Genomic DNA, 13791 nt, shown 5'->3' with positions numbered 1-13791 from the left:
TGCAGACGCCCCTGTCCCGCCGACGGTTCCAACCCATCCCAGTCACCGCGATGTGCACCGTCGCGATTCACGAGGACGACTTCGCCGGGACGTGGGCGGCCACGCGCCCCCAGGCGACGTCTGAGAAGCGGGAGAGCGGCTCCGGTGTGAGCCCGAGCTTTCGCAGGTCATCCGTGTAGCGCGCGCCCTTCACCACCACCCACCGGCGTGCCACGCGCCTGGCTTCTTCGAGTGTCTCCGCCGTGAGGGGCGCATGCTCCGCGAAGCGGCGCAGCACCTCGAAGGCGGGCTGTGCCTTCTTCGGCTTCGCGAACATCGGGTCGAAGAACACCACGTCGAAAGACGCGGACGGCAGCGTCGTGAGGTACTCGCGCGCGTCCGCATGGACCACCTCGACGGCGCACGCGTCGGCCCCCCGCTCGTAGCGACGCAGCCCCTCCCCCGCCACGGCGCACAGCGCGAGGCTCTTCTCCAGTCCGACGACGCGTCCGGAGGGGCCCACCGCCAGCGAGGCCACCAGCGCGTCCTGCGCAAGGCCCAGCGTGCAATCCAGCACCGAGTCTCCAGCCCCGAGCTCCGCCACCCGGACGAACGTGTCGGGCTCCCCCGCGCGCAGGCGCATGAGTCGCAGGTGCGCCATGCCCGCATGGAACCCGAAGGAACCCTCCGGCTCCCACAGCGTCACCCCATCTCCGCCCACCACCAGCAGCGCCTCCACCTTCGTCCCAAGCCAGGGGGCGATGCCCTCCTTCGAACGACGCGGAAGGAACGGCAGGCCCCACCGCGCCGCGACGGCTCTCGCCTCCTGGAGCTGCGCGGCATCCACCTTGGTGCTGGTCGTCACCGCCAGGGGTACGGGGGGCATGAGCGGCGCGCATCCTGCCCCAGTCGCCCCTCAACGCAACGCATCAGGACGCAAGTCCGAGCTGTCGGGGATGTCCGGAAAATAACCCTAGTAGATAAATTTTCCGAACATCATAGGAATTCTTGGCTTCTCGGCCTAACACTCCACTTCCTTCGGATGGTGGATAAAGCCGAAGCCACCATGCGGAGGATCCCCCTGGAGAACACGCATGAGTAAGAGAGCAACAGGAGTGGCCGTGGCATTGTTGATGGCGGCATGCGCGGCCAGTTCCGCGAGCGCCGCCACCTCTGGCGCTCAGCCGTCTGGCTCGTCCGCCATCTTCTTCATCGACACCACGTCGTGGGCAGACATCCACTACAAGGTGAACAACGGTTTGCAGCTCAACGTGAGGATGGCCGTCACCAACGGCCGCAACGAGTTCACGGTGAGCGGTCTCAACACCGGTGACTTCGTCGACTACTCGTTCACGTATTGGGACGTGGCCTGTAACTGCGCCTTTGACACGGCGTGGGCACGCTACACGCACTCGGGCACCTCGCAACCCGACGCCGGCACCGGGACTCCGGATGCCGGTACGGGCACCCCCGACGCCGGGCCCCCGCCCGACGTGGGGAACATCATTCCCCTCTTCAACAGCGGTACCGCGCTGGAACCCGCGACGACGCAGGACACGTCGACCGCGCTCATCACCCGCGTGGGAGACCGCGTCCGTGACAGGCACGCGCGCGAGTCTCAGTACCAGGCCTATGACCACTACCTGGCGCGCTACTTCGAGAACCGCACCTTCTGGCTCGAAATCATCGACGAGGTGGCCAAGGGCGGCAGTCAAATCAAGGTGAACCTGCACACGGTCTATCCGCACGACGGCACGAACTTCCGCGCCTTCTTCCGCGGCCTCAACACCGTGGCGGAGTACTTCCACAACGGCACCTTCGAGCGGGTGAACGACTTCCTCTACACCGCGAGCGTGAACTTCAACGCCAAGGAGGGCCGGGCCATCCGCGTGGGAGACCGCATGGAAATCGAGGCCGGCGTCTTCCTTCGGCAACCGGTGGAAGGTCGGTTCAACTACTACGGCCGCGCCCTGCTCTACCTCGTGGGCAGCGCGGGAATCGTCCCGTTCGAGGGCCAGGGCGCCATCCTCGACTCCTTCGCCCTCCCCGCGGCGGGCTGGTCAGGGGGACGCACGACGCTGAACTACCCCTACTCCAACGAGCCGAGGAACCGGTTCCTGCAGATGGCGCTGAACATGGCGCCGGTGAACGCGCAGCCCTTCGTCGAGGGCCGCCGCCTGCACCACACCGACTTCAGCGACGGCAGCCACTCGGAGCCAGGCAACCCCGTCATGTCGTCGCAGGTGAACAAGCTGGGGCCCCACTACATCTCCCGCTCGTGCATCTCCTGCCACGTGCAGAACGGCCGAGGCCTCCCGCCCGCGGTCAACACCACCCTGGGCAACTACGTCGTCAAGGTGGGCCGGGTGAATGGCTCCACGGTGACGGCGGACCCGTTCCTGGGCTTCCGCCTCCAGCCGCGCAGCACCAGCGGCACGCCCGAGGCGGACGTGCGCATCGCCAGTTGGACGACGAGCACCGGTCAGTTCGCGGATGGCTCGGGCTACGAGCTGCGCAGGCCCAACTACACCTTCCTCAACGTCATCCCCACGAACCACTCGGCGCGAATCACGCCGCAGCTCGTGGGGTTGGGCTTGTTGGAGGCCGTTCCGGAGACGGCCGTCGCGGGGCTCGCCGACCCGAATGACAGCAACGGGGACGGTATCTCCGGCCGCATGCAGGCCGTCGTCGACCCGGAGACGGGCCAGACGCGGCTGGGCCGCTTCGGGTGGAAGGCCGGCATCGCCCGGCTGAAGCACCAGGTGGCCGAGGCCCTCAACCGGGACATTGGCGTCACCAACGCCGTGTTCCCCACGGGTGACTGCGGTCCGTCGCAGCAGGGGTGCGCGGGCGCAAGCCAGGAGCTGAACAACGCGGACCTGGACAAGATGGTGCGCTACGTGGCGCTGCTCGGCGTGCCCGCGCGGCGCGACTTGCGCGATGCCACGGCGCTGCGCGGAGAGACGCTCTTCGCGAACGCGGGCTGCGCGAAGTGCCACGCGGCTTCGCTCACCACCAGCGCCTGGCACCCGAACGCGGAGCTGCGCGGACAGACCATCCGCCCGTACACCGACCTGCTCCTGCACGACATGGGCACGGGCCTGGCCGACAACCTGCCCGAAGGAATCGCCTCCGGCTCCGAGTGGCGCACGCCCCCCTTGTGGGGCATCGGCCTGACGGCGGGCGTCAGCGGCGGCGAGGCGTACCTGCATGACGGTCGCGCGCGCAGCCTCACCGAGGCCATCCTCTGGCACGGAGGCGAGGGCAACGCCTCGAAGAACGCCTTCGTCGCGATGAACGCCTCGGACCGCGCCGCGCTGGTGAGGTTCCTCCAGTCGCTGTAGGCCGTCGGACCCGCCGGGTTCCACTCGGCTCGGGGAGTCCCGAAGACAGGGGCTCTCCGAGCCGGGAGACTACGAGGCCTCCACGGCCTGGAGCTTCCGGCCACCCTGCATCTGCGCCACGGTGACGGACTGATTCCGGCCGTTGCGCTTGGAGTGGTAGAGGCACTGGTCCGCCAGGTCGATGAGCTGCTGCTTCTCCATCCCGTGGTCGGGGAAGGTGGCGATGCCCAGCGACATGGTGATGCGCAGCGGCCCCATCTCCGTCTGGAAGACCTCCGCCTTCACCGCCTCGCGAATCCGCTCGGAAATGGTGAACGCACCCTTCGCGTCCGTCTCCGGCATGATGATGACGAACTCCTCGCCGCCGTAGCGCGCCACCACGTCCGTGTCGCGCGCCATGGACTTGATGATGCGCGCCACGCCCTTGAGCACCTGGTCGCCCGTCGGGTGGCCATAGGTGTCGTTGACGCTCTTGAAGTGGTCCACGTCCGTGAGGACGACGGAGCACTTGCGCTGGTAGCGCCGCGCCTGCGCGAGAATCTCGTCCGCCTTCGCCTGGAAGGTGCGGTGGTTGAACAGGCCGGTGAGGCCGTCCGTCGTCGCCATCCGCTCCATCTGCTCGTAGAGCTGCGCGCGGAGCACGGCCTGCGCGGCTTGAATGGCGATGACCTCGATCATCCGCAGCACGTCCTGCTCGAAGTTCGCCTTCTTGCGCGAGCCCGCCACCAGCGTGCCCAGGATGCGGTCCCCCGCCACCAGCGGGAAGATCTTCAGCGCGCCCAGGCCGCGAATCTGCGTCTCGTCGTCGAAGATGACCTGCCGGTCCATGGCCTTGAGATCTCTTCCCGGCAGCGGCGCGCCGTAGCGCACCACGTTGGCGACCAGCCCGTTGTTGTCCGCGAAGGAGCGCCCCTCCAAAGCCTTGCCGTGCGCCGTCACGCCCGTCATCCGCGCCACGCGGTGCATCCGCTTGCCGTCCACTTCCGACACCAGCGTCACCGCGCAGAAGTCCAGGCTCGCCAACTGCCGGGTGCTCTCCAGCACCGCCACGAAGACCTGCTCCGGGCTGCCCGCGCGGTTCAGCTCCTCGATGGCCTTGAAGAACCGGTCCTTCTCGTCGCGCGTCTTGCGGATGTAGCTCATCACCCGCTCGACCTCGATGGAGCGCAGCACCTCACCAGCGATGGTGCTCAGGAGCTTCTCGTCCTGGTCGCTGAACGGCTCATGGCTCAGGCGGTCCGCCACGAGCACGCCGCGCACCAGGCCGCTGCCCTCGATGATGGGCACCGCCAGCAGGGCCTGCACATTGGGGCCGCCGCCCTCGTAGTACGTCACGCCCTTGAGGCCCTGGGCGGAGTTCATCCGCACCGGCGCGCGGCGCTTGAGCACGCCGCCGATGATGCCCTCGCCCGCGCCGAAGCGCTCGCGCTGCACGCGCTCGGAGCCGGAGCGGCAGTCGTAGAGCTTGAGGCTGCGGTCATCGGAGGCCAGGAGGAAGGCCGCGCAGGTGTGGGTGCGCAGGCCCGTCTCGGCGATCTCCAGCGCCGCGTGCACCGCGCCTTCAATCTCCTTCACCGAGGCGACGAGCCACTTCTCGTCGGAGCTCATGCCGCTGAAGCTGTCCGCCGTGCCGGAGCTCACCAGGCGGAAGGTGCGCGCGCGCTCCTCCACCTCGCGGATGCGCTTCTGCACCGCGTCGTTCTCCGCGCGGCGGGCCACTGCGATGCGCGAGGCCAGCACCAGGTGGTACAGACCGGCGAACAGCACGAGGAACGCCGAGTGCGTCGCGAAGCTCGCCGCGTTGGGCACCGGGCCGCCCAGCGTCACCAGCGCGTCGAACACCAGCGCCACGCCCAGCAGCGTCAGCCCCGCGTTGCGCGGCAGGAAGGCGACCAGGAACGCCATCAAGAGATAGACGATGGGGAACAGCTCCCCGCCGCCGATGGCCACGACGATGAAGCCCGCGGCGACCAGCCCGCCGCCCAGCTCCAGGTCATCACGCAGGTCGATGACCGCGCCCACCGAGCCGCGCATGGCCCGGCGCCACGCCGCCACGGCGATGCCGACCAGCAGGAACAGCACCAGCCCGGCCTCCGTCCAGCCCAGCGTGTGCAGGCCTCGGAAGCCGCCGCGCGCCAGGTGGAGGAACGTGGACAGCCCCGCCACGGTGGGAAGCAGCCGCACGACATGACGCAGCAACCTTCCGGGCGACGGAAACGCGCTCAGCGACGTCATGGTGACTCCAGATGAAAGACGAGCTCGCCCGGCTTCACGTAGCCGAGCTCTTCACGGACGGCCCGCTCCAGCGCGGCGGGGTCCTTGCGCAGGGCGGCGATCTCCTGGCGCAGCGCCTCGTTCTGCTCGGACAGGGAGGTGTTGCGCTGCTGGAGCGCACCCACGTCCTGTTTCAAGGAGAGGTAACGGCGGAAGCCCTTGGCATCCGCCACTGACAGCAGGCTCAAGGCCCCCGCCACACCCACCGCCACCACCAGGAGCTTTCCGCGAGCCGTCATGAACGCCGTCGACGGTACCAGCGAGCCTCGCCCCCGCAAGAAATCCGCTCCAGACCTGTAGCACCCGTCGACTTTGCGCGCTCAGTCCTGCTTCAGCAGCTTTTCAATCGCCTTCGCCACGTCGCCGTGGCCTTCCACGCCCTGCCAGCCAGCCACCGCGCGGCCCCGCCGGTCCAGCAGGACGGTGGTGGGCAGCCCCTTGATGGGGCCAAACGGGCTGCGGCCCTCGATCATCCACTCCGAGGCCACCAGCACCGGGTAGCGGGGCGCGTAGTGCTCGGCGAAGGGTTGGAGCACCTTCGTGCCTTCCAGGTCCATCCCCACCGACACGACCTGCAGTCCCTGCGCGCCATAGTCGCGCTGGAGCGCCTCCAACGTTGGCATCTCCGCCAGGCACGGGAAGCACCAGGTCGCGAAGAAGGAGACCAGGACGACCTTACCCTGCAGCTTGCGCACGTCGTGGCGGGTGGGGCCCACCGACGGCAGGGCCAGCGACTGGAGGAAGGCCGGTCCGGCATCCACCGGCCGCGAGCCACGACACCCCGCCAGTGACAGCAGGGCGATGCAGGCCAGGGCTCGCGCGGCGGCGCTCATCTCACGCTTCCGTGGGCAGGGGGGCCCCGCGCTGGCAGTCCCGACACAGGCCGTACAGCTCCATCTTGTGCGACGTCACCGCGAAGCCGTGCTTCCTGGCCACCGCGTCCTGGAGCGTCTCGATGCGATCATTCTCGAACTCGATGATCGTGCCGCACCGGGTACAGATGAGGTGGTCGTGGTGGTCTCGTCCCGCCGCGGCCTCGTAGCGCGTCTGGCCATCGCCGAAGTTGCGGGCGTGGGCCAGGCCGCACTCGTTGAGCAGCTTCATGGTCCGGTACACCGTCGCGACGGAGACCTTCGCGTCCTGGGACCGCACCTTGTTCCACAGCTCTTCCACCGACAGGTGGCCGCCAACGGCGAAGAAGGTGTCGATGATGAGGCTGCGCTGCCGCGTGCTCTTCAGGCCATGCTGGGCCATGTAGCGGGCGAGCACCTCGTCCTTGTCCTTGATGTCGTCGTGGTCGTGGTCGTGGCCCTGCATGAAATCCCTCGGTAGGGGGCCGACCCTGCGTTGGCCCTCTCATCCTTGTGTAACCGCGCCCCGGAACCGCGCGCGCCCCGCCCTTCCCCCCAGCTCCGGTCCTCTTCGAAGTAAACTGTCAGCGACCTCTGTTGGTCTCCGGAAGCGGGGCCTCTGATACCCCCTGCCTCCTCGGCCCGCAACGTCCGGCAGCCGGCGTCAAGGATCGCTCCTTCCCTTGGCCGGCCCGTATCCTGGCTTGCAACAGCCGCTGGCTGTTTAGATTGGAGGCGGACTGGCTCATTGACACTTGTCTGGCCGCGAAGATAGAGGCATCCGCCCTCGTAAACGAGCATTTTTCCGCACCTTTCCATGACCAGCCCCTGGCAGAGAAGACGACAGCCCGACGACGTCCCCACCCCCGTGGCGGTTGCCGTCTCGGATTTCTGCCGGCGCGCGAAGTCGCCGGCACCCGCTCCCGAGGTCCGTGAAGCGCTCGCCCTGCTGCTCGAGGACGACGACTTCCGGGTCCGGGCACTCACCGACGCGGAGCCGGAGACCACCCCCCTGGGGCCCTTCGCCGTCGTGGACATCCTCCGAGGTACCGCCCCCGCCGTTGCCGCCCAGCGTCAGAGCTGCGGCTACTACGACGTGGCCCGCGAATTGGCCTACGTGCGGGAGGAGAAGACGCCTCCCCGCGCCGTGGCCGCGGACCCGTCCATCCCCTCCTTCGCCCTGCCCGCCGCCAAGCCCGCTGGAGAATCCTCCGGCAAGGCGAAGAAGGGCGCCAAGGCGGATGAGGCCACCGTCCTGGAGCGCATCGCCCCGAAGAAGCGCTCCACCCTGGTGGACGAGGAGACGACCTCTCCCTCCGAGCAGGAGCTGGCGGCCCTGGATGACGGGCCGAGCTTCCTGCGCCGCGACCTGCCCCGTCCCCGGGGCCGCTTCACCCGCGTGGAAGCGCCCCGCACACCCTTCGTGGAGCTGACACGGGCCTCGGGCAAGGAAGTCCTGGAGGCGTTGCTGGAGGGCTCCGAGCACCGCTTCGCCCTGCTGCGCAACATGTCGCACCGGTTCAACGGCTCGCGCGGGGATTTGACCCTGGTGGACCTGGAGACGGTGCTGCGCGATCACGGCCTGCTCGACGCGCTGAAGGAGAAGGAGCGACTCCAGCTCCTGGACGCCTACACCCAGCAGCGTGGTGCGACGGGCCGGGTCGGCTGGGCGCTGGGCGTGAGTCCTCCGGAGCTGCAGCGGCTGGTGGCCTCCTGCGGATTGACCGAGGACGTGGAGGCCCTGCGCGAGCGCTTCCGTCGCGAGGCGCTGGCCACCTCGCACCTGACGCACCGGTTGGATCTGCTGGGCCGTGAGAAGTACCTCGCGGACCTGGGCATCCAGCGCAAGTTCAACGAGTCGCTCCGCAAGGACCTGGAGCGGCTGCTGCGCGATGAACTCCCCGGCGCCACGGATCTTCACGGACTCAGTGATGCCGTGGGCCGCAAGTATGGCTCGCCCAGCGAGCTGGTCTTCCGCGCCATCGAGCGCCTGGGGCTCGCCGAGGGGCTGCGCAAGCAGCTGCACCCCGGCGTCCCTCCCTCAACTCCCTGAAAAGGCACCGCACCCATGCCCATCTACGAGTACGCCTGTCAGAGCTGTGGAAAGATCATCGACGTGCTGCAGAAGTTCTCGGATCCTCCGCCCGCCACGTGCGCCACGTGTGGCGCGGAGGGCCCGCTGACCAAGATGCTCAGCCGCTCCAGCTTCGTCCTCAAGGGCGGCGGCTGGTACTCCGACCTGTACAGCTCCACGAAGAAGGACGGCTCGTCGTCCTCCTCCTCGGGTTCGTCGTCGAGCAGCAGCTCCTCCTCGAGCAGCACGTCGTCCACTCCGTCGACGCCCGCCGCGGCCTCGACGAGCAGCGCCCCCGCGCCGGCCGCGGCGTCGGGCGACAAGAAGTAGTCGGACGCGGAGGGGGCGGAAAATTCGCGCGGGGTCCGGGAGCGACGCACACTCGCTCCCCGTGCCCTTCCCTCCCTCCAAGCGTCCTCCCCGCCAATGTGCTCTGTGCGGTCACCCGGAGCTCACGGATGCGCGCGGGCTCGGCCGCTTCCTGCTCGTGCCGGACCCGGCTGGACGGGGGCCGGTGTGTCCGTCGCAGCGAGGCTGCCGTGGCGGCAAGCGGGAAGCCTCCTCCCCGTCAACGCTGACGCAGGCATCGCGCTGAGCTAAGCAGGGAGCTCCCGCGCGTGCCTGTCGCGGAGGTGCCCCGATGCTCGCTCGACGCCCCCTTCCCTCGCTGTCCCTCCTCGTGCTGGCCGCGTTCGCGGTCGGCTGTGGCAACTACACCCGCATGGCGCCGGAGGCCCGCACGTCGCTCCAGCGCACCCTCACGGGGCCGGACGCGGAGCAGTACCTGCGCATCTCCGGCAACGTCATCCCCTTCTTCGGGGACGGCTCCAAGCGGCTGCTCACGCCCTACGCGCCGGACGACGTGCGCCTCCTGGACGACAGCAACGGCAAGCCCATCAACCCCGGCGCCGTGGAGCGCACGCTCCCCGTGGGCACGAAGCTGCGCATCACCAAGGTGGAGTTCCCCACCGCCTGGGTCGTCGCCGAGCGCGTCCTCTACACGCCGCGCACCTGGCCGTGGGTCTACCTGGCCGAGGAAGGCAAGCCGGACGCGCCGCCGCTCGTGCTGGTGCTCCCGCCCAACCTGGAGCAGCCCAACGACTTCCGCGCGGAGGTGGAGAAGTACCTCTCCGCCCAGAATCCCAAGTCCCAGCTGGAGGCCCTGGCGCCGCCCGTGCGCGATGCCGTGCGCGAGAAGCGTCTGGTGGCCAACATGTCCGCGGACGCGGTGCGCATGGCCTGGGGGCCGCCGGAGCTGGTGCGGCGCACGCTGGAGGGCACCGCGAAGAACGAGGAGTGGACGTATCCGGGAGGCCGCCGCAAGGCCTTCATCACGGATGGCCGGCTCGCTCGCGCTGAAGAGGCAGGCGCTTCCGTCCTGCCTTGACCGCTCGGCGGACTACCGACGCCCGCCGCCGCCACCGCCGCGGCGGCGCTTCCCACCGCCGCCACCGCCACCGCCCTGCTTGCGAGCCGCCTGGGCCTCGCCCGGGCGCGTGAGGCGGGGCAGCTCCCCGGCCATCACCGGCCAGAACTCGCCCTTGAGCAGCTCGGCCACCAGTTGGGCCTGCGTCGCCACGGGGCGCTTGAAGAACGTGGCGCCCCGGCCCATCTCGTCCAGGGAGCCGCGCACGTCGCTGCCACCGGTGCACGGCAGCTTGAGCGCCTCCGCGGCCTCCACGGCCAGGTCGTTGGCGGTCTGCTTCACCCGGGCGTTGTAGCCCTCCACCGCGCTCAGCACGTTGAGCGAGCGCACGTAGTCCATGGCCGGGTTGGGAGAGTCCCTGTCGAAGGGCCGCGCCGCGATGATGGCGGCGCCCATCGCCTTCACCTTGGGCAGACACTCCGCGGCGCTCCAGGGCTTCTCGCGGTTGCTGCCCCACATCTGCACGGGCTCGGGGGCAAGCTCCGGCTTCGGGAAGAAGCACAGGTATTGGCCACGGTCCGTCACCAGCTCCAACCCGACGAACACCTTCACCTTCGACTTGGCGCCAATCTCGAACAGCTCGTCACAGCCGTCCTGGGTATTGGTTTCCGTGAAGGCCACCCCGTCCAGGCCGAACAGCGCGGCCCGTTCCAACACGGCGCGAGGGTCCAACTCGCACCCCTTGGACAGGTGGGAATGGGCGTGCAGGTCGATGAGCATGGGCGCCACTCCCTAACAGGCTCCCCTGGGCCTGTCGAGCCCGCGCTGCCCCCCTGCGTCCCTCAGGCGAAGGCGTAGGACTGGAAGGTCCCCTGCTTGGCCTGCGTGTTCTTCTCCTCGTAGGTGCGGATGAGGTACCCCATCAGCATCAGCGAGGACGTGTTCTCCAGCACCCGGGACGGGTCCTTGGAGATGAGATTGGCGCTGTAGTTCAGGAAGAACTGCGCCAATTCCTCCCCCGCCTCCTTGACGATGAGCGCATTCAGCGCGGTGGGCTCCATCGTCCGGATGGTGTTGATGAAATCAACCGCCAGATCCTTCTTGGTCTTCACGTCCACGGGCCTGCCCCCTTCCCCAACACGCCGCCACTCGTGGCCCCCTGCCTCGAGCGCCCCCAAACGGGTGCGACTTGGGCAAACTAAGCACGCGCTTTCGCGTGCAAACCCCCGTCACGAGGCCAGCAACGCCCTACCCTCCAGGAAGCCGGGTTTTTGACACCTCTGAACACCCCGTGCGATAACGCCCCCTTGTCCTGTGTCGGGACCGCACAAGGAGTGGCTGGCGATGTTCACGGGCGTGAAGGTCTTCTCCGCCACCAAGGCGAAGGAGCGCGAGGAGCTGGGTGAGAACGTCACCCGTTGGATGAAGAGCAACTCCGATCTGGAGATCGTGGATCGCGTGGTGGCCCAGTCGTCCGATAACGAATTCCACTGCTACACCCTCGTGCTCTTCTACAAGCACAAGACGGCGCAGCAGCCCCCTCCGCAGCAGCCGTAGTTCGCGGGGCCGCGGTGGGAAGGGGGCGGCCTCTCCCCTTCCCTCAATCCCGCGGAAGCACTACTCGGTGCGAGGCACGTACACGGCGACGCTGCGCGGCGGGACCACCATCACGGTCTCCGTCCCGGCGAGCTGGAGCGTCCGCCCACTGAAGACGTCCTCGTACGTGGCACTGCTCGCCGCGAGGCTTCCCAGGGGCTCCACCACCAGCGGGCGCTCCACGTCGCTCCGGTTGATGGCGATCACCGCGCCCTGCCCGTCCGGCAGCGAGCGCTGGAAGATGTACAAGTCCCTCTCAATTCGCAGCGTGTGCCGGGCTCCGGTCTGGAGCGCGGGATGGGCCAGGCGCGTCTGCCCCAGCTTCTGGACGACGGCGAGCAGCTCCGCCTCCAGCGGGGTGAGCGTGGAGCCAAAGCGCATCAGCCGGCGGTTGTCCGGATCCCCCGCGCCCGGCAGGCCCACCTCGTCCCCGTAATAGACGAGCGGCACGCCCGGCTGCGTCAGCACGAAGGTGAAGGCGAACTTCGCCTTCTCGAAGGCCGCCGCGTCCGTCACCGAGGCCGAGGGGCGCGAGCTGCTCCAGGGGTCTCCCCCCTCCCCGTCCAGCTGCTTCGCCGCCTGGGAGATGAAGCGCGCCACGTCGTGGTTGCCGATGAAGGGCGAGTTGATGGTGCCCGGCGCGTAGAAGACCTCGTTCTCCCGCACCGCCTGGTCCACGCGCTCCAGGCCCTGGCCGTCCGCGAAGGCCTCGCGCACCGGCCAGTACAGGGGGAAGTCGAACTGACCATCCAACTCGCGGGGGCTGATGTAGCGGGCGATCTGCGAGCGGCCATCCGCGCCGACGAAGGTCTCACCCACCAGGTAGAACTCGGTGCCCGTCATCGCGGTGATGTCCCGCAGGCGACCGCGCAGGGTGCGGCCCGCCACCTGGTCCATGTGCTTCACGGCGTCCATGCGGAAGCCGTCGAAGTCCGCCGCCTCCAGCCACCACAGCGTGTCGTCGATGAACTGGTCCACCATGTTCGACGAGCGCCAGTTGAAGTCCGGCAGGTAGTTGGTGAACTTGCACGTCAGCCGCTTCTCTTCCCAGTCACAGTCCTGGGTGCCGCACACGCAGCTGGCGGAGGTGTTGAACCAGTCGTCGTTCCGGTGGCTCACCCAGTACGGGTGCTCCTCATGGACGTGGTTGAGCACCAGGTCGGCGATGACGCGGATGCCCTTGCGATGGGCCGCGGCGGTGAGGGCGCGCAGGTCCTCGATGGAACCGAAGCGGTGCTGCGTCGCGCGCGGCTGGGAGGGCCAGTAGCCGTGGTAGCCGGCGTAGTACTTGCCGCCCGTGCCGATGAAGCGCCCCTCGGGGTTCTGGTCCACCGGGGAGATCCACAGCGTGCGCACGCCGAGCGCGTCGAAGTAGCCGTCCTCTATCTTCTGGGTGATGCCGGCGAAGTCGCCGCCCTGGTAGTTGGCGATGGGGTCCACGTCCGCCACGGCCCCGTCATTCTCCGAGCGCGCGTTGAGGAAGCGGTCCGTGAAGGCGAAGTACATCAGCCCCGACTCCCACCGGAACTTCTGGGGCTCCACCCAGAACGGCAGGTAGAGCGGCGGCGCCGCGCGGCCGGACGCGTCCACGGCCACCACCTTCACGTGGTGCTTGCCCTGGGCCAGTCCCTGGACCTGCAAGCGGAAGCGCCCCGTTCCCGCGTCGAAGGTGCCGGGCTTCTCCTCCCCGTCGAGGGACAGCATCACCTTGTCGGTGGCTGGCCCCACCTCGTCGGTTCCGTCGACGTACGCGACGTCCACGTCGAGCGAGCCTTCTGGCGTCGACACGAAGCGCCGCAGCTCCAGCACGGGCTCGCGGCAGTCCGGCACCGTCAGGCGCGAGTACTCCTCCGTGCGCACCCAGCGGGAGTACGGATTCTGCGGGTCCAACAGCTCCTGCTTGCCCACCACGAAGCGGTAGCCGTAGTCGCGCGGCTCCAGTCCTTCCAGGCGCGCGGTGAACACGCCGTCACCCCGGTCCGCCATGCGCGCGGACGTGGCGGAGAAGCCATTCCATTCGCCCGTGACGGACACCGCGCCCTGGAGTGACTGCTGGGGCGCGTACGTCAGCGCCACCTCGCAGGTCCGGACGGGAATCGAGTCCTCGGAGTCACCGCAAGCCGCGGAGAGGAGCAACACCGGAAGCGCGAGCGAACGGACGATGCGGGAGTGCGTCATGCGGCTGCCTTTCTACGGGAGGGCCCCTCGCTTTTCCAAGCCCCCCTCCGCCAGCTTTTTGACTCACCGCGACACACAGGGCTGATGCCCACCGGACACTGGAGGCCATTCGGCACCTTGGGACAGGAG

The 13791-nt window shown here is 68.7% G+C and carries 13 protein-coding genes; 5 read left to right on the top strand and 8 right to left on the bottom strand.

Annotation, left to right across the window (positions count from 1 at the left end):
- Positions 1-67: 67 nt before the first annotated feature.
- Entirely contained in the window at positions 68-865 is a 798-nt protein-coding gene (locus HUA74_RS18015; protein ID WP_174455474.1) for a class I SAM-dependent methyltransferase, read from the bottom strand.
- Positions 866-1073: 208 nt separating this feature from the next.
- Here HUA74_RS18015 and HUA74_RS18010 point away from each other — a divergent pair, with 208 nt between their 5' ends.
- On the top strand, positions 1074-3323 hold the full coding sequence (locus tag HUA74_RS18010) for a di-heme oxidoredictase family protein (RefSeq protein ID WP_174455473.1): 2250 nt from the start codon (positions 1074-1076) through the stop codon (positions 3321-3323).
- Positions 3324-3392: 69 nt separating this feature from the next.
- Here HUA74_RS18010 and HUA74_RS18005 read toward each other — a convergent pair whose 3' ends face one another.
- From HUA74_RS18005 to HUA74_RS17990, 4 genes are all read right to left on the bottom strand, one after another.
- The gene (locus tag HUA74_RS18005) at positions 3393-5558 is read right to left on the bottom strand and encodes a diguanylate cyclase (RefSeq protein ID WP_141648664.1); all 2166 of its coding nucleotides are present in this window, start codon (positions 5556-5558) and stop codon (positions 3393-3395) included.
- Positions 5555-5836 (bottom strand): septum formation initiator family protein, encoded by a 282-nt coding sequence (locus HUA74_RS18000; RefSeq protein ID WP_141648665.1) that lies wholly within the window; start codon positions 5834-5836, stop codon positions 5555-5557. Before HUA74_RS18000 ends, HUA74_RS18005 begins: the two co-directional genes overlap by 4 nt.
- A gap of 81 nt (positions 5837-5917) precedes the next feature.
- Positions 5918-6430, bottom strand: a complete 513-nt coding sequence (locus HUA74_RS17995) for a TlpA disulfide reductase family protein (protein ID WP_174455472.1) — start codon at positions 6428-6430, stop codon at positions 5918-5920.
- Position 6431: 1 nt separating this feature from the next.
- Complete coding sequence (locus HUA74_RS17990) at positions 6432-6914, bottom strand: Fur family transcriptional regulator (protein ID WP_174455471.1); 483 nt, start codon at positions 6912-6914, stop codon at positions 6432-6434.
- Positions 6915-7316: 402 nt separating this feature from the next.
- Between HUA74_RS17990 and HUA74_RS17985 the strand changes: the two genes are divergently transcribed.
- From HUA74_RS17985 to HUA74_RS17975, 3 genes are all read left to right on the top strand, one after another.
- On the top strand, positions 7317-8501 hold the full coding sequence (locus HUA74_RS17985) for a hypothetical protein (protein ID WP_371817255.1): 1185 nt from the start codon (positions 7317-7319) through the stop codon (positions 8499-8501).
- A gap of 15 nt (positions 8502-8516) precedes the next feature.
- On the top strand, positions 8517-8852 hold the full coding sequence (locus HUA74_RS17980) for an FmdB family zinc ribbon protein (protein ID WP_174455469.1): 336 nt from the start codon (positions 8517-8519) through the stop codon (positions 8850-8852).
- Between the two features lie 310 nt (positions 8853-9162).
- Positions 9163-9909: a hypothetical protein gene (locus HUA74_RS17975; RefSeq protein ID WP_174455468.1), complete on the top strand. Its 747-nt coding sequence runs from the start codon at positions 9163-9165 to the stop codon at positions 9907-9909.
- A gap of 12 nt (positions 9910-9921) precedes the next feature.
- On the opposite strand, the gene HUA74_RS17970 is transcribed toward HUA74_RS17975, so the two are convergent.
- Entirely contained in the window at positions 9922-10668 is a 747-nt protein-coding gene (locus HUA74_RS17970; RefSeq protein WP_141648719.1) for a PHP domain-containing protein, read from the bottom strand.
- A 62-nt stretch (positions 10669-10730) separates the two neighbouring features.
- Positions 10731-11006 (bottom strand): hypothetical protein, encoded by a 276-nt coding sequence (locus HUA74_RS17965; protein WP_046713894.1) that lies wholly within the window; start codon positions 11004-11006, stop codon positions 10731-10733.
- A 226-nt stretch (positions 11007-11232) separates the two neighbouring features.
- On the opposite strand from HUA74_RS17965, the gene HUA74_RS17960 reads away from it, so the two are divergent.
- Positions 11233-11445, top strand: coding sequence for a hypothetical protein (locus HUA74_RS17960; RefSeq protein ID WP_141648720.1), 213 nt, complete (start codon positions 11233-11235; stop codon positions 11443-11445).
- Between the two features lie 60 nt (positions 11446-11505).
- Here the strand turns inward: HUA74_RS17960 and HUA74_RS17955 are convergent, their stop codons facing one another.
- Positions 11506-13662 (bottom strand): alpha-amylase family glycosyl hydrolase, encoded by a 2157-nt coding sequence (locus HUA74_RS17955; RefSeq protein WP_174455467.1) that lies wholly within the window; start codon positions 13660-13662, stop codon positions 11506-11508.
- Positions 13663-13791: the final 129 nt, after the last annotated feature.

The organism is Myxococcus sp. CA051A, assembly GCF_013336705.1.
Taxonomy (GTDB): Bacteria; Myxococcota; Myxococcia; order Myxococcales; family Myxococcaceae; genus Myxococcus; species Myxococcus llanfairpwllgwyngyllgogerychwyrndrobwllllantysiliogogogochensis.
The sequence above is the reverse complement of the archived record's forward strand: the minus strand, read 5'-3'. Positions and strand labels throughout refer to the sequence as shown.